The following is a 16,867-nucleotide window of genomic DNA, read 5'->3' on the forward strand; positions in this document are numbered from 1 at the left end:
GGAGTTTTAACGTGCGTCTCAATCTGCCGGTCACGGCTGTCGAACAGACCTTTCCGGACCATCAGCGGCTGATTTCCGCCACCGATACCGACAGTAACATCACCTATTGCAATGCCGAATTCGCCGCCATGAGTGGCTTCAGCCAGGCGGAACTGATCGGCAGCACGCACAACCTGGTGCGCCACCCGGACATGCCACCTGCCGTATTTGCCCTGATGTGGCAGTACCTCAAGGCCGGCCAGAGCTGGATGGGCATCGTCAAGAACCGCTGCAAGAACGGCAACTTCTACTGGGTCAGCGCCTACGTCACACCGGTGCTCGAGCACGGCCGCCTGGTCGGCTACGAATCGGTACGGGTCAAGCCCACTCGCGATCAGGTGCAGCGCGCCGAAGCGCTGTATGCCCGTCTGCGTGAAGGCAAGCCCCCCGTGCCCTTCGGGCGTCGCCTGGCCCTGCAGGGCCGCGTGCTTGCGCTGCCGTTGCTGGCAGCCGCTTTGGCCATGGGCGCCAACCGGCTGTTGCCGGGCTGGGGCGGGCAGGGCATCACGCTGGCGCTGTTCGTGGCGGTGGGCCTGTGGGGGCACAATCGCCTGCGCCATGAAGTGCGCCAGATCGTGCGCAGCACCCCCAACACGTTCTCCGACCCGATCAGTGCGCTGGCCTACAGCGAAGCGCTGGGGCCGACCGCGCAACTGCAGATGGTATTGATCAGTGAAGAGGCGCGCCTGAAAACCGCGCTGACGCGCCTGAGCGACCTGGCCAACCAGATGGCCGTGGCCGCCAGCGATTCCAGCCGGCTGTCCAATGCCACCGAGCTGGCGCTGCTCGACCAGCGCGCCGAAACCGACATGACCGCGGCGGCGATGACCGAGATGGCGGCATCCATCGCCGAAGTGGCGGTGCATGTACAGCAGACCGCCAGCGAGGCCGGCACGGCCAACCAGCTGGCCGAACAGGGCAGCCAGGTGGCCGGTACCTCGCGCGAGGCGATCCAGCTGCTGGCCAGCACCGTCACCCAGATCAACCAGGCGGTCGGCCACCTGGCCGGGCAGACCCAGGACATCATGCTGGCTGCCAGCGTGATCCAGGCGATTGCCGACCAGACCAACCTGCTGGCGCTCAACGCTGCCATCGAAGCGGCGCGTGCTGGCGAGCAGGGCCGCGGATTTGCCGTGGTGGCCGATGAGGTGCGCGCCCTGGCGGGCAAGACCCGCCAGTCGACCCAGCAGATCCAGGGCATCATCGAGACCCTGCGCAGCGGCGCCGATGACGCGGTGAGCATCGCCAACCTGGGCATCCAGGAGGCCGAGCAGGGCGTGGCGCAGGTGGTCGAGGCGCAACGCGCACTACAAGGCATTCGCGAGGCGGTGGCACGCATCACCGATATGACCCAGCAGATGGCGGCCGCCTCGCAGGAGCAGTCCTACGTGGCGGAGGACGTGTCGCAGCAGATCAATCGGGTAGCCGGCACGGTGCAGAAGACTGCCGACAACGCCAATGCCGCCGCCACCCGTGGTGGCGAGCTTGAGCATATTTCCAGCGGCCTGCGTGCCTTGGTTGAACGCTTCAACCGATAGCCGCCAGGCGAGTGAACGAGCATGGATGACAACTACCGCGCGGCCGTCGACGCGGCCGCGATCTTTTCCGAAACCGACCTCGCCGGACGCATCACCTACGTCAACCAGCAGTTCTGCAGCATCTCCGGCTACAGCCGTGAAGAGCTGCTGGGGGCCAACCACCGCATCCTCAATTCCGGCCTGCACGGCAGTGACTTCTTCGAGAGCATGTGGGCATCGCTGGTAGCCGGCAAGGTCTGGAAGGGCGAGATCTGCAACCGCGCCAAGAACGGCTCGTTGTACTGGGTCGACAGCACCATGGTGCCACTGCTGGACCCGGCCACCGGCAAGGTCCGCAAGTATGTGTCGATCCGCTTCGACGTCAGCGAGAAACGCCAGCTGGTGCACACCCTGCAATGGCGCGTGGGGCATGACGTGCTCACCGGGCTGCCCAACCGCGCATTCCTTTCGGACCTGCTGAACCAGGCCCTGGAATTCTCGCGCACCGAGCAGTTCCCGCTGGCGGTGTGCATGCTCGATCTGGACGGCTTCAAGGCGGTCAACGACGGCTATGGGCATGCCTGCGGCGACCTGCTGCTGGTCGAGGTGGCGGCGCGGCTCAAGGGCATACTGCGTGGCGGCGATGCGGTTGCGCGGTTGTCTGGTGACGAGTTCGTGCTGATTCTGCGCCATGTCGAGGGCCAGGCGCAGTTGCGCACGGTGCTGGGGCGGGTGCTGTCGGCGGTGGCGGCGCCGTATTCGATTCGTGGCCAGCAGATCAGTGTCAGCGCCAGTATCGGCGTGACCCTGTACCCGGCCGACAACGATGATGCCGACACCCTGCTGCGCCATGCCGACCAGGCGATGTACGTGGCCAAGCAGAGCGGACGCAACCGCTTCCACCTGTTCGACGTATCGCTGGACCAGGAAGTGAAGGCCACGCACCAGACGGTTGAGCGGGTCCGCCGCGCCATGAAGAATGGCGAGCTGCGCCTGTTCTACCAGCCCAAGGTGAACATGCGCAGTGGCGAGGTGCTGGGCTTCGAGGCCTTGCTGCGCTGGCAGCACCCGGTCAAGGGGCTGGTGCCGCCAGCGGAGTTCCTGCCGTTGATCGAGCAGACCGACCTGATCGTGGACATCGGCGAGTGGGTGATCGACCGCGCGATGGCGCAGATGCAGCATTGGCAGGACGCCGGGTATCGCTGGTCGGTGAGCGTGAACATCGCGGCGCGCCACTTTCAACGGTCTGACTTCGTCGAGCGCCTGCGCCTGTTGCTTGTGCGTCATGACGGGGTTGCGCCGCGCATGCTCGACCTTGAGATCGTCGAGTCGGTGGCAATCGAGAACATCAAGCGGGTCAGCGAATGCCTGGAGGCGTGTCAGCAGTTGGGGGTGCAGTTTTCACTGGATGACTTTGGCACCGGCTACTCGTCGCTGAGCTATCTCAAGCGCCTGCCCACCCAGGCGATCAAGATCGACAAGTCGTTCGTGCGCGACATCCTGCATGACCAGGATGACCTGGCCCTGACCCGCGCGGTGATCGGCCTGGCACGGGCCTTCGGGCGCCAGGTGATCGCCGAGGGGGTGGAGACGGTGGAGCATGGCGAGGTGCTGATGGGGCTTGGCTGCGATGTGGCGCAGGGCTACGGCATCGCCCGGCCGATGCCGGCGGCGGAGGTGGTGGGATGGGTGCGCGAGTATGTGCAGCCGCATGAGTGGGTGGTGTTGCGCCAGGCGTAATGCCGCATCGGGCCCTTGGCCGGCAAGGCCGGCTCCTGCAGGGCCGGCGCTACAACTGCGGCGCCGTGTTCTTCACCACCGCCAGTTCCGGGTGCGCCACCAGCTTGTCGATGTGCAGCTCGTCGTTGTTCATCCAGGTTTCGCTCAGCACCCGGTAATGCTCCATGTCCCGGCAGCGCATGCGCAGGCTGTAGTCGAAATGCCCGCTGATGAGCTGGCACTCGAATACCTGCGGGCAGGCCTTCATGCAGGCCTCGAAGGCCCGCTGGGCCGAGCGCCCGCTCTGGTTGGACAACGCCACCAGCACCAGCAGCGACAACCCTGGCGACACCCGCTGCACATCGATGATCGCGCCATAACCACGTATCACCCCGCGTCGCTCCAGTTTGCGCACCCGCTCCAGGCAAGGCCTGGGCGTCAGGTGCACCAGCGAAGACAGCTTCTCGTAGGTGATGCGCCCGTTGTGACGCAGTACGTCGATGATCGCCTCGTCGATCCGATCCAGAGGCGGCGTGTCATGCAAGCGGTTGGCCTTGGTGTCCATGGTGGCGTCGGTTCACTTCAAACGGTTGGAAAGAAATTGCTGCAGGCGTTCGCTCTGCGGCTGGTCGAGCATCTGCGGGCCGCCCTGTTCCTCGACCCGGCCCTGGTGCAGGAACAGTACCTGGCTAGACACCTGGCGGGCAAAGCCCATCTCGTGGGTGACCATCAGCATGGTACGGCCTTCCTCGGCCAGCGTCTGTATCACCTTGAGCACTTCGCCAACCAGTTCCGGGTCCAGTGCCGAGGTCGGTTCGTCGAACAGGATGATCTCCGGTTCCATCGCCAGCGCCCGGGCAATGGCCACGCGCTGCTGTTGCCCGCCAGACAGGAATGCCGGGTACTGATCGGCCGCGCGCCCTGGCAAGCCGACCTTGTCCAGGTAGGCGCGGGCGCGGGCCTCGGCTTCGCGCGGGCTCACCCCAAGCACGCGGCGCGGCGCCAGGCAGATGTTCTCCAGCACGGTCATGTGGCTCCACAGGTTGAAGTGCTGGAACACCATGGCCAGGCGCGTGCGCAGGTTCTGCAGCTGGGCCGGGTTCGGCGCGCGGGTGCCGGCGCGGCCCTGGTGCATCTCGATGCTCTGGTCGTCGAGGGTGATCACGCCCGAGTCCGGCTGTTCGAGAAAGTTGATGCACCGCAGCATGGTGCTCTTGCCCGAGCCGCTGGCGCCGATCAGGCTGATCACGCCGCCCTTGCGCGCCTGCAGCGAGACGCCCTTGAGTACCTGGTGATCGCCATAGCTCTTGTGCAGGGCATCCACGCTCAGTTTGATGGCGGCGCTGCTGACGCGCGGGGCGGTGGGGGTTTCGTACAGGGCCTGGCCATGGGCCGGCAGGGGGTGTGCGCAAAGGGTCATGGGTCAGCCTCGGGCAGGAACAAGGAAACGCATCCAGCGGCGTTCGGCCAGGCGAAACAGCCCGACCAGCGCGAAGGACAGCAGCATGTACAGAATGGCCGCGATGCCGAAGGCCTGGAACGTCAGAAAGGTCGCGGCGTTGGCGTCGCGGGCCACTTTGAGGACGTCGGCGACGGTGGCGGTGAACGCCAGCGAGGTGGCATGCAGCATCAGGATCAGCTCGTTGCTGTACACCGGCAGCGCACGGCGCAGGGCTGCCGGCAGCACCACGAACAGGTTCAGGCGCCAGCCATGCAGGCCGTAGGCCTGGGCGGCCTCGATCTCGCCATGGGGAATGTTGCGAATGGCCCCGGCGAAGATCTCCACGGTGTAGGCGCAGGTGTTGAGCACAAAGGCCAGCAGCGTGCAGTTGAGCGCATTGCGCAAGAACTGGTCGAGCAGCGCGTTGTCACGCACCACCTCCAGCCCGTACAGCCCGGTGTAGCAGATCAACAACTGGATATACAGCGGGGTGCCGCGAAACACGAAGGTGTACAGCTCTACAGGCCAGCGCAGCCAGCGCTTGCGCGACACCCGCGCCAGCGCCAGTGGCAACGACAGCACCAAACCCAGCACCATGGTCACGATGAACAGCCACAGCGTCATGGCCAGCCCCGACATGCCCGCGCCATCGCTGTACAGGTAGGCCCGGCCGTATTCCTGAAGCAGTTCGATCATGATGCCAACCCCTTGATGCCGGTGTTGTAGCGCCGTTCCAGCACCTTGAACAGGCGATTGGAAAGGGTGGTGATAAGCAGGTAGACCAGCCCCGCGAACAGCAGAAAGTACAACGGCTCATTGGTGGTCTTGCCGGCGTTCTGCGCAGCCTTTACCAGGTCGGAGAGGCCGATGATCGACACCAACGCGGTGGACTTGAGCAGCACCAGCCAGTTGTTGCCCAGCCCCGGCAGGGCGAAGCGCATCAGTTGCGGGAACAGCACCAGCTGGAAGCGCTGCACGCGGCTCAGCCCGTAGGCGGTAGCCGCTTCCAGCTGGCCATGGGGCACGCTGAGGATCGCTGCGCGAAAGTTCTCGGTGAAGTAGGCGCCATAGATGAAGCCCAGGGTGATCACGCCGGCCATGAACGGGTTGATCTCGACGTAATCCCAGCCAAGCAGCTCGGTCAGGTCGTTGAGCCACAGCTGCAGGGTGTAGAAGATCAGCAGGATCAGCACCAGGTCGGGCACGCTGCGAATCAGCGTGGTGTAGAGGGTGGCGGGAATGCGCAGCAGGCGCAGCGAGGACAGCTTGGCGCTGGCGCCGATCAGGCCCAGCAGCAGGCTCAGGCCCAGTGACAGAAAGGCCAGTTGCAGGGTCATCCAGGTTCCTTGCAGCAACAGCGGGCCGAAGCCCTGCAGGCTCAGCGCCTGCAAGCCGGTGGAGGTGAGGAAGTCGTTCACGGGAAAACTCTCGGTAGGACCAAAGGCGGGTGCGACAGCGCACCGGGCCGTGCAGGCCCGGGCTCTGCAGGCGATTACTCGTTGTAGATATCGAGGTCGCCGACGTACTTCTGCTGGATCCTGGCGAAGGTGCCATCGGCCAGCACCGCGGCGATGCCCTTGTCGATCAGCGCCTTGAGCTCGGCGTCGTTCTTGCGCAGGCCCATGGCGATGTCCAGGGGCAGGGTGGGGTCCTTGATTGCCGGGCCGCTCTTGAAGTCGGCGCCTTCGGGGGTGTTGAGGAAGTTCAGCTGCGCTTCGAGCTTGTCGGTGAGGGTGGCGTCCAGGCGCCCGTTCATGAGGTCGGCATAGTTCTGGTTCTGGGCCTGGTAGGCTTTGACCCGGGCGCCCAGCGGCGCCAGCTTGGCGCGGGCGTAGGCCTCTTGCAGCGAGCCTTGCAACACGCCAACGGTCTTGCCCTCGAGCGATTCGGGGGTGTCGCCGAAGTCGGCGCCCTTGCGCACGATCACCGAGGTGGGGCTGAGGAACAGGCGATCGGAAAACTCGATCTGCTTCTGACGGGCCGGCGTCACCGCCATGGACGACATGATTGCGTCGAACTTGCGTGCACGCAGGGCCGGGATCATGCCGTCGAATTCGTTGTGCACCCAGGTGCACTTGACCTGCAGCTTTTCACAGATGGCATTGCCCAGCTCGATGTCGAGACCTTGCAGGCTGCCATCGGCGGCGACGGATTCGAAGGGCGGGTATTCGGGGAACACGCCGAAACGGATTTCTTTCCATTCCTGGGCCTGGACTGTGCTCGCGCACATGGGCAGGAGCAGCACGCTGAGCAGCTTTCGCAGCGAGGTCATAAAGGTATCCCTGTGTCTTGTAGTTGATGTAGGGCAGTGAACGCTTCGTTGGCCTGAGCCTTGGTCTGTGTGTGACTCTTCGGTCTGGCGTCAGAATGCGTGAAGGCAGCATTTTTTTTGTGTCGTTTGGGCCGGCGCTGGCTGCCGGATTCTGCTGTTGGCGATTCGGTGTCAGCCGAATCGGCTGCATGACCTCCTGTTTTGGCTTCGGGGCAGCTTGCTGTGTACGGCCGTGCAAGGTGCACGGCCGCCTGGATTGACGTGCAGGCCCGGTCTAGGCGCGTTTCTTGTGCACCGCCTGAACCTTGGGCAGCAGCCGTGCAAACAGGTCCTTGGGGTTTTCCAGGGCCGGCACCAGGTCGATTTCATGGCCGATATCCAGGGCCTTGGCCACATCCAGCACATAGCGCAGGGCCGAGTAGTCTTCGATGGCAAAGCCCACCGAGTCGAACAGGGTGACCTGGGTGTCGTTCTCGCGGCCGAGCACCTGGCCGTTGACCACTTGCCAGAACTCGGTGATCGGCGAGTCGGCTGGCATCTGCTGGATCTCGCCCTCGATGCGGCTCTGCGGTTCGTACTCGACGATCACCCGTGCGGCGTCGACGATGTCGCGGTGCAGCTCGGTCTTGCCCGGACAGTCGCCACCCACCGCGTTCAGGTGCATGCCCGGCTCGATCATGTCGGCGGTCAGGATGGTGGCGTAGGCCTTGTCGGCGGTGACCGTGGTGACGATGTCGGCGCCGCGTACCGCATCGGCCACGGAGCTGGCCAGTACCACCTTGATCGCCGGGAAGGCGCGAAGGTTCGCGGCCAGTTTGGCCGTGGCTTGTGGGTCCAGGTCGTACAGGCGGATTTCCTCGATGCCCACCAGCGCGTGGAAGGCGATGGCCTGGAACTCGCTCTGCGAACCGTTGCCGATCAGCGCCATGCTGCGGCTGTCGGGGCGCGCCAGGTAGCGTGCGGCCAGGGCCGAGGTGGCGGCGGTGCGGATCGCGGTGGTCAGGGTCATTTCGCTGAGCAGCAATGGCGCGCCGGTGTCGACATCGCCCAGCGCACCGAACGCCATCACGGTGAGCATGCCGCGCTGGGTGTTCTTCGGGTGGCCGTTGACGTACTTGAAGGCGTAGAGGTTGGCGTCGGAGGCCGGCATCAGCTCGATCACCCCGTCTGGCGAGTGGTTGGCCAGGCGCGCGCACTTTTCGAAGTCGTGCCAGCGCAGGTAGTCCTGGCGGATGTACTCGGCCATTTCTTCCAGGCAGGTAGTGAGGCCCTTGCGGGCGACCAGTTGGCTGAGGTCGTTGACGTCGATGTAACGGGTCATGGGGAGCTCCTTCTTGTGGTCGGTCAATTGCGCACCGGCAGGTGCACTTCGGCGAGCATGCAGCGCGCGCTGCCGCCGCCGATGCGTTCGATGTTGTCGATGTTCACCACCACCGGGTGGGTGTGCCGCTCGACCTGGCGGCGCTGCTGGGGGTGCAGCGAGCGCCAGGCACTGCGCGACATCACCAGCAGCGGCTGGCCTTGCTTGTCGTGCACTTCGAGCATGTTGCCGGCGAAGCCTTCGAGCTGGTCGAAGTCCAGGGCCAGGATGTCCTTGCCGGTGGCGCGCAGGCTGTGTTCCAGGGTACGGCGCTCGTCGGCATCGGGCAGTGCCTTGAGGCACACCACCGACAGCCCGCGGCCCACGCTCATCATCACGTTGCAGTGATAGATGGGCGCCCGGTGCCGGTCGACGGCGTGAAACAGGCACAGGCGGTAGTCGAGCCTGTCGGCGAACTGGCGCAGTGCTTCGGTGTGGGTGCGCCCGGAGTGGCAGGCGTAGCTGATGCGGTGTTCGCGGTCGAGCACCATGCTGCCGGTGCCTTCCAGGAACATGCTCTGTTGCTCCAGCGGGCTCAGGTCGATGGTGTTGTGAATGCTGAAACGGTCGGCGAGCACCTGCAGCACGCCCTTGTCGCGTTCCAGCCGGCGGTTGTGGCCCTCCATCGGGTAGAGCACCAGGCTGCCGTCGGCGTGGCTGCTCCACCAGTTGTTGGGGAAGATCGAGTCAGGCGTGTGCGGGGCCGGCGTGTCCTGCACCACCAGCACCTCGACGCCATGCTGGCGCAGGGTGTCCACATAGCCGTCGAACTCTTCCAGCGCTTTATGCTGTGCCTGGTCGGGGTCCAGCGCAGGCTGCTGGAAGCGGTTGTTGAGTGCGGTGTCCGGGTTGAAGGCGAACCGCGCGGGGCGGATCATCAAGACTGTATTGGTGGTTTGCATCGAGGCACGCATCCGGGGTTGGCAGTGCGTCTATTGTCGATGCAGTGGCGCTGCAATCCCGGCTGAAGCGCGCGGGGCGCTCAGCGGGGAAAGCTGAAAAGCGGGGTATTGCAGCGTAATCGGCTGTGCCGGTTCAGGGCAGGTGCTCGGCCATGTCACGCAACTGGTTGGCCAGCGCGACGGCAGCACGGGCGCTGTGTTCGCCTGCCACCAGGTGCGTGAAGGGCAGGTCGATCAGCCGGCCCTCGCGCACCGCACGCAACTTCGAGAGGGCCGGGTGGTTGTGCAGGTACTCGCGCTTGCGCCGGGCCGGCGACCAGACGGCGTCGGCCAGGATGATCACGTCCGGGTCGCGTTGCAGCAGGGTTTCGGGGTCGACGGTCACGCGGTGCAGGTCGACGTCGGCGAACAGGTTGCGCCCACCGGCAACCTGGATCAGTTGGGTGATGAAGCCGCGGCTGCCCTCGCTGTCGAGGCCCTGGTGCTCGCTGTCCAGGTAGAACACCGAAAGCGGGGCATGCTGCGCGGCGAGCTGGCGGGCGCGGTCCAGGTCTGCTCGTTGCTGCGCGATCAGCCGAGCGGCCTGGGATTCGCGCTGCAGCAGCTTGCCCAGGCTGCGCAGGTCGTCTTCGATGGCCGCGAAACCGGAGGCCGGGCGCGGGTCGCAGGCGTTCTCCAGCAGATAGCTGCCGATGCCATTGCGGGTCAGGTGGGTACGGGCGCCCACGCCATCGCGAAAGGCGCTGGCGAAACCGCCGACCACCAGGTCGTAGCGCTGGGCATAGAACACCTCCGGCGAGGGATATAGCCGCGACAGCAGGGGCACGCCGCGGTAGCGCCGGGAGGCCAGCGCCTCGGGGTCGTCATCGATGTAGCTCACCGCAACCAGCGACGGGCCGACCTGCAGGGCCAGCAGCAGGTCGGCGGCATGCTGGTTGAGCGCCAGGATGCGCTGCGGCGGGGCGTGCGGCAGGGTCCAGTCCTGGCCGCAGTTACGGTAGGTCTGGGCGTGGGCCGTGGTGCCGAGCAGGCACAACAGCAGGCAGAGCAGGCGCGTCATGGGGTATCACCATTGAGCAGCAGTGCGCTGACCGGGGTACCTGCGACCAGGTGCTCGCGCACCAGGCGGCGGGCATCGTCGGCGCTGGCGATGCGGTACCAGCAGCGCTCGGGGTAGACGGTGGCGACCGGGCCCAGGTTGCACGGGAACTGGCAGTGGGTGCGGGTCAGCAGCACGCCGTCGGCGGTTTCCATGCGCTGGGCGGCGAGCAGTTCGTTGCGCACCACTTTCCACACCTGCTGCGCGCCGCGCTGGGTGCAGCGCGGGCCGGTGCACAGCATCACGTGGCGGGCGTGGGCGGGAATGTGCGACCACTCGGGTTTGCTGGGGATGGGCATGGGCTTGTCCTTGAGTCCGTGGTGCGGCTTTCGCGGGTCAAGCCCGCTCCCACAGGTGACGGATGAGCCTGTGGGAGCGGGCTTGACCCGCGCTGCTTCTAGAAGCTGTAGGTGTAACGCACTTCGCTGGTGAACGGCCTTCCCAGGTTCTGCACCTTGCGCGCGCCGCTGTCCATGCTGGTGGTGTAGTCGCGGTCCAGCAGGTTCTCCAGCAGCAGGCTCAGGCGATGCTGGCGGGCGCCGTCCAGGTAGCGGTAGGCATCGGCGTCCACCACGGTGTAATGCCCGTAGTCCACATCCCGCGGGCTTTTCACCGTGCCGATGTAGCGCACCGCCGCGCCTGCGCCCCACATCCGGTCACCCGACTCGTACCCCAGCCGGCTGCGTGCAAAGAACCCGGGAATGTTGTTGAGGGTGGCGCCGTTGCGCGACTCGCTCAGGTTGCGCGTCATGTCTGCCGCCAGCTGCCAGCGGTCACTGAGCTGGAACTGCCCGTTGACCTCGACGCCGCGCACCTGGATCTCGCCATCGCCGTTGACCCATTGTGCATCCACGATGGTGATCAGGTCCTCGATGCGCCGGGTGAACAGCGTACCGCTCAGGCTGTAAGGCTGGCCCTGGATCAGGCCGGTGTAGTCCAGGCCCAGTTCGGCATTGCGGCTCTTCTCTGGCTTGAGGTTGGGGTTGCCCATCTCGTCGCCCGGCTCGTTGACGTACAGTTGCTCGGCGTTGGGCAGCTTGTAGGCGGTGCCGAACTGGCCGCGCAGCTTGAGCTGGTCGGTCAGGTCGTAGAGCGAGGTGAGCATGCCCACCGTGGCACTGTCACCGCCGCTCAGGTGCTCGCGGCGCACGCCGATGCTGGGGTGCCAGTCAGGCAGGGCGTCGATGACAGGGCGCAGCTGCACATACAGCGCATGGGCCTCGGCCTGGTTGTTGTCGATCTTGAGCACGTCGTCCTTGCCCTTGAACCACTGGTTGTCGGTACCGAACACCAGGGTGTGCTCGCCGGGGAGCACGGCCTTGCCTTCGGCCTGCATGCCCCAGTCGCTGAAGCCCCAGTAGTCATCGTGGTTGAGGGTGCGGGTGCTGCCGTCGGTGTTGTTGTAGATGCGGGTGTAGCGCGTATCCCAATCGTTCATGTGGCCTTTGACGAAGTAGCTGAAGCCGGGGTTCAGGCGCTGCTCGAAGGTGGCCGTGGCGATCTGCTGCACGCGGTCGTTGGTGGTACGGCGGTTGGCGTCCGGGCGCAGGAAGTCCAGGTTGGCGGCGCTGTACTGGTAGAACAGCTCCAGGCGGCTGTCATCGCCCAGGCTTTGTGCGGCCTTGGCGCCGAAGGTGTTGACCTCGTAGCTGCGCTTCTTGTCGCTGACCGTCGAGGTGATCTGGCTGCTGTGGTAGGGCTGATAGCCCTCGGACACGTTGTGGCTGACGTAGGCCAGCAGCCCCAGGTCGCCCAGGCCGTTGCTGAAGATGCGCTCGATACGGGCATCGCCGTTGCGCCCCATGAAGCTGTCGACGCCCAGGTTGACCTGGCCCGAGGGGTCGCGGCTATGGGCCGAACGGGTGACGATGTTGATGACCCCGGCCACGGCCTGGGTGCCGAACAGCAGGCTCTGGCCGCCCTTGAGTACCTCGATGCGCTCGATGGCGGCGGCGGGCAGGGTGTCTATATAGATGCCCCCGTAGAGGCGGTTGTTCAGGCGCACCCCGTCGAGCATGATCAGCGTGTCGTCGTTGCGCCCGCCCAGCAGCGAATAGGTGCCATAGTCGAACGGCCCCTGCTTGGGCGCCACATACAGGCCGGGCACGAACATCTGCAGCACGCGGGTGATGTCGGCGCTGGGGCCGGCGCGCTCGATCTGCTCGCGGTCCACGACCTCCACCTTGCTGCCATAGCGCGCCATCTCGGCCACCGTGGTGGACTCCACCGAGGGTGCGGAAACGATCTGCTGGTCGAGGGTCAGGGGTTCGCTGGCCGCCAGGGCCGGGCTGCCGATCAGGCAACCGATCAGGGTAAAACGACGTGTCTTCATCTACTTCTCGAAAAAGGATTTTTCGGGAAGCGCACAGGAGGGTTCCGGCGAACGCGCGCCAGAATACCGGCTCGTGCCCGCCCACCGCAGGTTTGCCAAAATGACTGAACGCATCCTTTCAACAGTCGTGGGTTTGCAGGCCGGTCTCCGGGCTTGCGAGGCTCGAAGTCATCCGCCTTCCCATGCGTTGCGCACAGTGGCCGTTGGATGCTTCACTCGCTTACCGTTGCGGGGGCAGCGCCGGACTAGTCATGCAAGACGCACCGGCTTCCCGTTTCACCTGCTGCACGGCGGCAGCAGGCACCTGAAACTGGGCCGCATCTGACCATTGTCATGACAGTTCGTCAACCTGACGGCCTTTGCTGACGAGCGTGCGTTTGTTTCAGGCCAAAAAAAACGGCACCTTCTCAGGTGCCGTTATCTGATGCTGCCGATCGAGCCTTACTTGTGCAGCTCTTCGGCCGCATACAAGGTGTTCTCCAGCAGGCACGCCCGGGTCATCGGCCCGACGCCGCCTGGCACCGGAGTGATCCAGCCGGCGCGGGGCAGGGCGGTCTCGTAGACCACGTCGCCCACCAGCTTGCCGTCTTCCTGGCGGTTGATGCCCACGTCGATGACGATGGCGCCTTCCTTGATCCATTCACCCTTGACCAGCCCCGGCTTGCCGGCAGCCACCACCACCAGGTCGGCGCGACCGACGTGGCCGGCCAGGTCCTTGGTGAAGCGGTGGGTCACGGTCACGGTGCAGCCGGCCAGCAGCAGCTCCATGGCCATGGGGCGGCCGACGATGTTCGAGGCGCCCACTACCACCGCATTCATGCCGTACAGGTCCTGACCGGTGCTGTGCAGCAGGGTCATGATGCCTTTGGGGGTGCACGGGCGCAGCAGCGGGATGCGCTGGGCCAGGCGGCCTACGTTATAAGGGTGGAAACCGTCCACGTCCTTGTCGGGGCGAATGCGCTCGAGCAGCAGCGAGGCATCCAGGTGCGCCGGCAGTGGCAGTTGCAGCAGGATGCCGTCGATGTCGGCGTCTTCATTTAGGCGGTCGATCAGGTCGGTCAGCGCCTGCTGGGTGGTGTCGCTGGGCAGGTCATAGGCCTGGGAGTTGAAGCCGACCTCTTCACAGTCTTTACGCTTGTGCGAAACATAGACTTGGGAGGCGGGGTCGCTGCCTACCAGGATCACTGCCAGGCCGGGGGTGCGCAGGCCTTGCTCGCGACGTTGCGCGACACGTTGGGCGATCTGCTGGCGCAGGCTGGCGGCGATCGCCTTGCCGTCGATAAGTTGTGCAGTCATGACGCGTGATTAACCATCGAGAGGGAATAAAAAGAGCGCGCATTCTCGCATGACCGGGGCGCAGGGCAAAGGCGCTTGGTCTGGCAATTCCCCTAACCCCTTAAATAAAATGAATTTTTTTCAAAAAGGTGTTGACGTCTTTGCCGCTCGTCTATAACATTCATCGCACTTGTCGGGCAGAGCCTAGCACTGGTTAGCAAGGTCAGGCAGAATGAGTGGTTTTGATAGCTTGTTCGGTATGACTAAAAGTTAATTTGTAATCCTAACAGAAAGCAGATTAAATATGCGCCCGTAGCTCAGCTGGATAGAGCATCCGCCTTCTAAGCGGATGGTCGCAGGTTCGAGTCCTGCCGGGTGCGCCAATACAGGCAGCTGGCACAAGTAAAAGCAGTAAAGCAATATGGTGGGCGTAGCTCAGTTGGTAGAGCACAGGATTGTGACTCCTGTTGTCGTGGGTTCGATCCCCATCGTCCACCCCATATTCTAAAAGGCGCCCGATGAAAATCCGGCGCCTTTGCTTTAAAAGCTTCACGCGGACGTGGTGAAATTGGTAGACACACTGGATTTAGGTTCCAGCGGCGCAAGCTGTAAGAGTTCGAGTCTCTTCGTCCGCACCACCTTGTAAATCAAGTACTTACCAGCTTTAGAGCGCCCTCCGCTCGACACGCTGGATTATCAGTGTAGCGAGATTGTGACATTGGCTTGTCGAGCACACTGACCGCATCTCGCACCCTGGCCGGTGCGAGGTGCGCATATTTCTCGGTCATCTGCACCGACGAATGCCCTAGCAAATCCCTTATCTCCATCATCGGTACCCCAGCTGTCACCAGCCAAGCTGCGCATGTATGCCGCAGGTCGTGGATGGTGAAGTCGGTAATGCCTGCCTTCTTTGTTGCTGAATCGAACCCGGTAGACGGATCAGCGACCCTTTCCCCATTGCGACGCGAGAACACCCAGGGTGAAGATGGGCAGTGCTCGGCCCGATCGGCCATCCTGCTGCGCATCACCGCCATAGCGGCCTCGTTCAGCGGGATGCTGCGGCGTTTCTTGGCCTTCGTTCTTTCCCCCTCCAGGAAAATCAGCCGGTTGGCCATGTCCACCCGTCGCCATTCAAGCCCGAGCATCTCTTCTTTGCGGCAGCCGGTGTTTACCGCCAGGCGGATGAAGTCGTCCAGCACATCTCCATGGCGCTGCGATCTGGCCACGCGGCACAGGGCGTCAACCTCCGATCTAGTAATCCAGCGCACCCGGCCTTCTGGCTCCCGCATCGTTCGACCCTTCACCGGGTTGGGAAGACCCCACTCCAGTTCAGTGATGCCCCAGTTGATTGCCGCAGACAGCGCGGCCAGCTCCCGGTTGATGGTGGCCGGCGACTTCCCGGCCTTGATCCGAAGGGACGAGTACTCCCGAATGTCCTTACCGGCCAAGTCGTTCATGATTCGGCCGGCGAAGAACGTGCGAAGTGCTTTCACCCGGTGCTGCGTGGTTTCGAAACTGCGCTGCGTCTGGGCCGCATGGTTCAGGTACTCAACCATCACTTCCTCAAACGTCCGCTGGCGATCGACCCCCATCTCCTTTTCCCGCCACGCCTGGCTCCGCTGTTCCTGCTCTAAAGCCTTGGCTGCGGCATGGTCCTCGGTGCCAGAAGAGCGTCTAACGTACGTTCCATCTGACGCGGTGTAGCTGATCCACCACACCTTTCCTCGTTTGTACGGCATATCCTCTCCTCGGATACGACGCCCGCGGCGGCGAGGGTAGCAGGGATGCCAGCCTCGATCATCTCAACGAGCTTTTGATAGTGAACGCGCAGCGGCCCGAAGCCCCGCACGCATGGAATTTTTCCGTCCTTCGCGAGGCGATAGGCAGTTGAGCGACCGATTCCCAGCATCTCAGCCGCCTGGGTGACTGAAATCAGTCGCAGGTTCATGGATGGTCTCCACGCCGCCGGTGGCGGCAGGTTGGTTGTTACCTCGGCGCGATGGCAATGATCTCGGCGGCTATTAGCATGTTGCTCAGCCAGTCGTCGCCTGTCGCGCCATCAGGGTCGTCATCGCCACACTCGAGCGTCTGAGTCGGATCATTCGGATCTGCCATCAAAAGCACCGCGTAGGTGTCAGCGCTGTTGTAGATGGACCGCTGCTCGAGCTTTTCGTAAACGGAACCCACCGCTGCGGATATCACCTCCAGGCCGGTGCAGTTTCCGCCGATGATCACCTCGGCTTGCGCGCGGTATTGCCACAGTGCGAATGTGAGGCGAACTGTTTGGCTGGCCATGCTGCCACTGCAGGTCAGATTGGGGTCGTAGTTCATGATTGCGGACATAGGGAATCCTCGCCCGCGCATGTCGGCGGGCTTGAGTTGTAGGGGGGGGGTTAGGCTGAAGCGGGGCGCTTCATGAAGGTCATCCAGTGCGTCTTTTCGCGCTTGCCGGACTTGTGGCCAAACAGGGGCTTTTCATCGGTGAGGGCCAACAGTTCGCTGACCAGCACCTGGGTTTCGTTCCACTTGAAGATCAGGATTCCTTCAGGTTCCAGTACCCTGAAACACTCGGCGAACCCCTGCCGGATGTCTTCGCGCCAGTCGCTGGTGAGCAGACCGTACTTGGCGCGCATCCAACTGTCGACACCGGCGCGGGTGAGGTGCGGCGGATCGAACACCACCAGGCGGAAGGCCGAATCCTCGAAGGGCAACTGCCGGAAGTCCATCAGCACATCCGGCTCAACCTTGAGCACCCGGCCGTCGCAGAGCAGGTGCTCCTCGTCGCGGATGTCGCCGAACAAAGCGCGCTGGTCTTGCTTGTCGAACCACATCATGCGGCTGGCGCTGCACGGATCGAGCACTTTGGCTGCGGCGCTCATCGCGGCCCCCTGTAGATCAGGTAGGCCATATA

At 64.1% G+C, this 16,867-nt stretch carries 16 protein-coding genes, 3 tRNA genes and 1 riboswitch; of the genes, 5 read left to right on the plus strand and 14 right to left on the minus strand.

From position 1 onward, the window contains the following. Positions 1-11 precede the first annotated feature (11 nt). Both V9K84_RS04140 and V9K84_RS04145 read left to right on the plus strand, forming a co-directional pair. A complete protein-coding gene (locus V9K84_RS04140; RefSeq protein WP_088515237.1) occupies positions 12-1,577 on the plus strand; it encodes a PAS domain-containing methyl-accepting chemotaxis protein in 1,566 nt (521 codons plus the stop codon). 21 nt (positions 1,578-1,598) lie between these two features. Continuing rightward, positions 1,599-3,296 carry a GGDEF domain-containing phosphodiesterase gene (locus tag V9K84_RS04145; RefSeq protein ID WP_088515236.1) on the plus strand — a complete coding sequence of 566 codons (1,698 nt, stop codon included), beginning with the start codon at positions 1,599-1,601 and terminating at the stop codon, positions 3,294-3,296. Between the two features lie 49 nt (positions 3,297-3,345). On the opposite strand, the gene V9K84_RS04150 is transcribed toward V9K84_RS04145, so the two are convergent. The 11 genes from V9K84_RS04150 to folD form a co-directional block, all read right to left on the minus strand. Beyond that, positions 3,346-3,840 (minus strand): Lrp/AsnC family transcriptional regulator, encoded by a 495-nt coding sequence (locus tag V9K84_RS04150; RefSeq protein ID WP_043864513.1) that lies wholly within the window; start codon positions 3,838-3,840, stop codon positions 3,346-3,348. A gap of 12 nt (positions 3,841-3,852) precedes the next feature. After that, complete coding sequence (locus V9K84_RS04155; protein ID WP_256582853.1) at positions 3,853-4,695, minus strand: ATP-binding cassette domain-containing protein; 843 nt, start codon at positions 4,693-4,695, stop codon at positions 3,853-3,855. Positions 4,696-4,698: 3 nt separating this feature from the next. Next, the gene (locus V9K84_RS04160; protein ID WP_043864512.1) at positions 4,699-5,412 is read right to left on the minus strand and encodes an ABC transporter permease; all 714 of its coding nucleotides are present in this window, start codon (positions 5,410-5,412) and stop codon (positions 4,699-4,701) included. Further along, a complete protein-coding gene (locus V9K84_RS04165; RefSeq protein WP_229589447.1) occupies positions 5,409-6,053 on the minus strand; it encodes an ABC transporter permease subunit in 645 nt (214 codons plus the stop codon). Before V9K84_RS04165 ends, V9K84_RS04160 begins: the two co-directional genes overlap by 4 nt. A gap of 155 nt (positions 6,054-6,208) precedes the next feature. Continuing rightward, positions 6,209-6,988 carry an ABC transporter substrate-binding protein gene (locus V9K84_RS04170; RefSeq protein WP_088515235.1) on the minus strand — a complete coding sequence of 260 codons (780 nt, stop codon included), beginning with the start codon at positions 6,986-6,988 and terminating at the stop codon, positions 6,209-6,211. A 274-nt stretch (positions 6,989-7,262) separates the two neighbouring features. Beyond that, complete coding sequence (locus tag V9K84_RS04175) at positions 7,263-8,309, minus strand: ornithine cyclodeaminase (protein ID WP_043864509.1); 1,047 nt, start codon at positions 8,307-8,309, stop codon at positions 7,263-7,265. Between the two features lie 23 nt (positions 8,310-8,332). Then, positions 8,333-9,250, minus strand: a complete 918-nt coding sequence (locus V9K84_RS04180; protein ID WP_054915323.1) for an arginine deiminase-related protein — start codon at positions 9,248-9,250, stop codon at positions 8,333-8,335. A gap of 133 nt (positions 9,251-9,383) precedes the next feature. After that, positions 9,384-10,310, minus strand: a complete 927-nt coding sequence (locus V9K84_RS04185; RefSeq protein WP_088515234.1) for an ABC transporter substrate-binding protein — start codon at positions 10,308-10,310, stop codon at positions 9,384-9,386. Beyond that, positions 10,307-10,648 (minus strand): (2Fe-2S) ferredoxin domain-containing protein, encoded by a 342-nt coding sequence (locus V9K84_RS04190; protein ID WP_043864507.1) that lies wholly within the window; start codon positions 10,646-10,648, stop codon positions 10,307-10,309. Before V9K84_RS04190 ends, V9K84_RS04185 begins: the two co-directional genes overlap by 4 nt. Before the next feature lie 98 nt (positions 10,649-10,746). Beyond that, positions 10,747-12,681: a TonB-dependent receptor gene (locus tag V9K84_RS04195; RefSeq protein WP_058541314.1), complete on the minus strand. Its 1,935-nt coding sequence runs from the start codon at positions 12,679-12,681 to the stop codon at positions 10,747-10,749. A gap of 120 nt (positions 12,682-12,801) precedes the next feature. Continuing rightward, positions 12,802-13,004: riboswitch (cobalamin riboswitch) on the minus strand. 118 nt (positions 13,005-13,122) lie between these two features. Beyond that, positions 13,123-13,977 carry a bifunctional methylenetetrahydrofolate dehydrogenase/methenyltetrahydrofolate cyclohydrolase FolD gene (gene folD, locus V9K84_RS04200; protein WP_043864505.1) on the minus strand — a complete coding sequence of 285 codons (855 nt, stop codon included), beginning with the start codon at positions 13,975-13,977 and terminating at the stop codon, positions 13,123-13,125. A 285-nt stretch (positions 13,978-14,262) separates the two neighbouring features. Between folD and V9K84_RS04205 the strand changes: the two genes are divergently transcribed. From V9K84_RS04205 to V9K84_RS04215, 3 genes are all read left to right on the plus strand, one after another. Continuing rightward, a tRNA-Arg gene (locus V9K84_RS04205) sits at positions 14,263-14,339 on the plus strand. Between the two features lie 41 nt (positions 14,340-14,380). Further along, positions 14,381-14,456: transfer RNA gene (locus tag V9K84_RS04210), tRNA-His, on the plus strand. 53 nt (positions 14,457-14,509) lie between these two features. After that, a tRNA-Leu gene (locus tag V9K84_RS04215) sits at positions 14,510-14,594 on the plus strand. A gap of 9 nt (positions 14,595-14,603) precedes the next feature. On the opposite strand, the gene V9K84_RS04220 is transcribed toward V9K84_RS04215, so the two are convergent. The 3 genes from V9K84_RS04220 to V9K84_RS04230 form a co-directional block, all read right to left on the minus strand. Beyond that, positions 14,604-15,695 carry a site-specific integrase gene (locus tag V9K84_RS04220; RefSeq protein ID WP_338794010.1) on the minus strand — a complete coding sequence of 364 codons (1,092 nt, stop codon included), beginning with the start codon at positions 15,693-15,695 and terminating at the stop codon, positions 14,604-14,606. Positions 15,696-15,942: 247 nt separating this feature from the next. Beyond that, positions 15,943-16,299: a DUF5406 family protein gene (locus V9K84_RS04225; protein ID WP_054915259.1), complete on the minus strand. Its 357-nt coding sequence runs from the start codon at positions 16,297-16,299 to the stop codon at positions 15,943-15,945. A 50-nt stretch (positions 16,300-16,349) separates the two neighbouring features. Next, complete coding sequence (locus V9K84_RS04230) at positions 16,350-16,835, minus strand: SAM-dependent methyltransferase (RefSeq protein ID WP_338794013.1); 486 nt, start codon at positions 16,833-16,835, stop codon at positions 16,350-16,352. Positions 16,836-16,867: the final 32 nt, after the last annotated feature.

Origin of the sequence: Pseudomonas sp. AE27, assembly GCF_037113495.1 — a bacterium.
Classification (GTDB): domain Bacteria; phylum Pseudomonadota; class Gammaproteobacteria; order Pseudomonadales; family Pseudomonadaceae; genus Aquipseudomonas; species Aquipseudomonas palmensis.

Coding starts and splice junctions, on each gene's coding strand:
- V9K84_RS04145 (WP_088515236.1), top strand. CDS start 1,599: ATGGATGACAACTACCGCGCGGCCGTCGACGCGGCCGCGATCTTTTCC.
- V9K84_RS04150 (WP_043864513.1), bottom strand. CDS start 3,840: ATGGACACCAAGGCCAACCGCTTGCATGACACGCCGCCTCTGGATCGG.
- V9K84_RS04155 (WP_256582853.1), bottom strand. CDS start 4,695: ATGACCCTTTGCGCACACCCCCTGCCGGCCCATGGCCAGGCCCTGTAC.
- V9K84_RS04160 (WP_043864512.1), bottom strand. CDS start 5,412: ATGATCGAACTGCTTCAGGAATACGGCCGGGCCTACCTGTACAGCGAT.
- V9K84_RS04165 (WP_229589447.1), bottom strand. CDS start 6,053: ATGACCCTGCAACTGGCCTTTCTGTCACTGGGCCTGAGCCTGCTGCTG.
- V9K84_RS04170 (WP_088515235.1), bottom strand. CDS start 6,988: ATGACCTCGCTGCGAAAGCTGCTCAGCGTGCTGCTCCTGCCCATGTGC.
- V9K84_RS04175 (WP_043864509.1), bottom strand. CDS start 8,309: ATGACCCGTTACATCGACGTCAACGACCTCAGCCAACTGGTCGCCCGC.
- V9K84_RS04180 (WP_054915323.1), bottom strand. CDS start 9,250: ATGCAAACCACCAATACAGTCTTGATGATCCGCCCCGCGCGGTTCGCC.
- V9K84_RS04185 (WP_088515234.1), bottom strand. CDS start 10,310: ATGACGCGCCTGCTCTGCCTGCTGTTGTGCCTGCTCGGCACCACGGCC.
- V9K84_RS04190 (WP_043864507.1), bottom strand. CDS start 10,648: ATGCCCATCCCCAGCAAACCCGAGTGGTCGCACATTCCCGCCCACGCC.
- V9K84_RS04195 (WP_058541314.1), bottom strand. CDS start 12,681: ATGAAGACACGTCGTTTTACCCTGATCGGTTGCCTGATCGGCAGCCCG.
- folD (WP_043864505.1), bottom strand. CDS start 13,977: ATGACTGCACAACTTATCGACGGCAAGGCGATCGCCGCCAGCCTGCGC.
- V9K84_RS04220 (WP_338794010.1), bottom strand. CDS start 15,695: ATGCCGTACAAACGAGGAAAGGTGTGGTGGATCAGCTACACCGCGTCA.
- V9K84_RS04225 (WP_054915259.1), bottom strand. CDS start 16,299: ATGTCCGCAATCATGAACTACGACCCCAATCTGACCTGCAGTGGCAGC.
- V9K84_RS04230 (WP_338794013.1), bottom strand. CDS start 16,835: ATGAGCGCCGCAGCCAAAGTGCTCGATCCGTGCAGCGCCAGCCGCATG.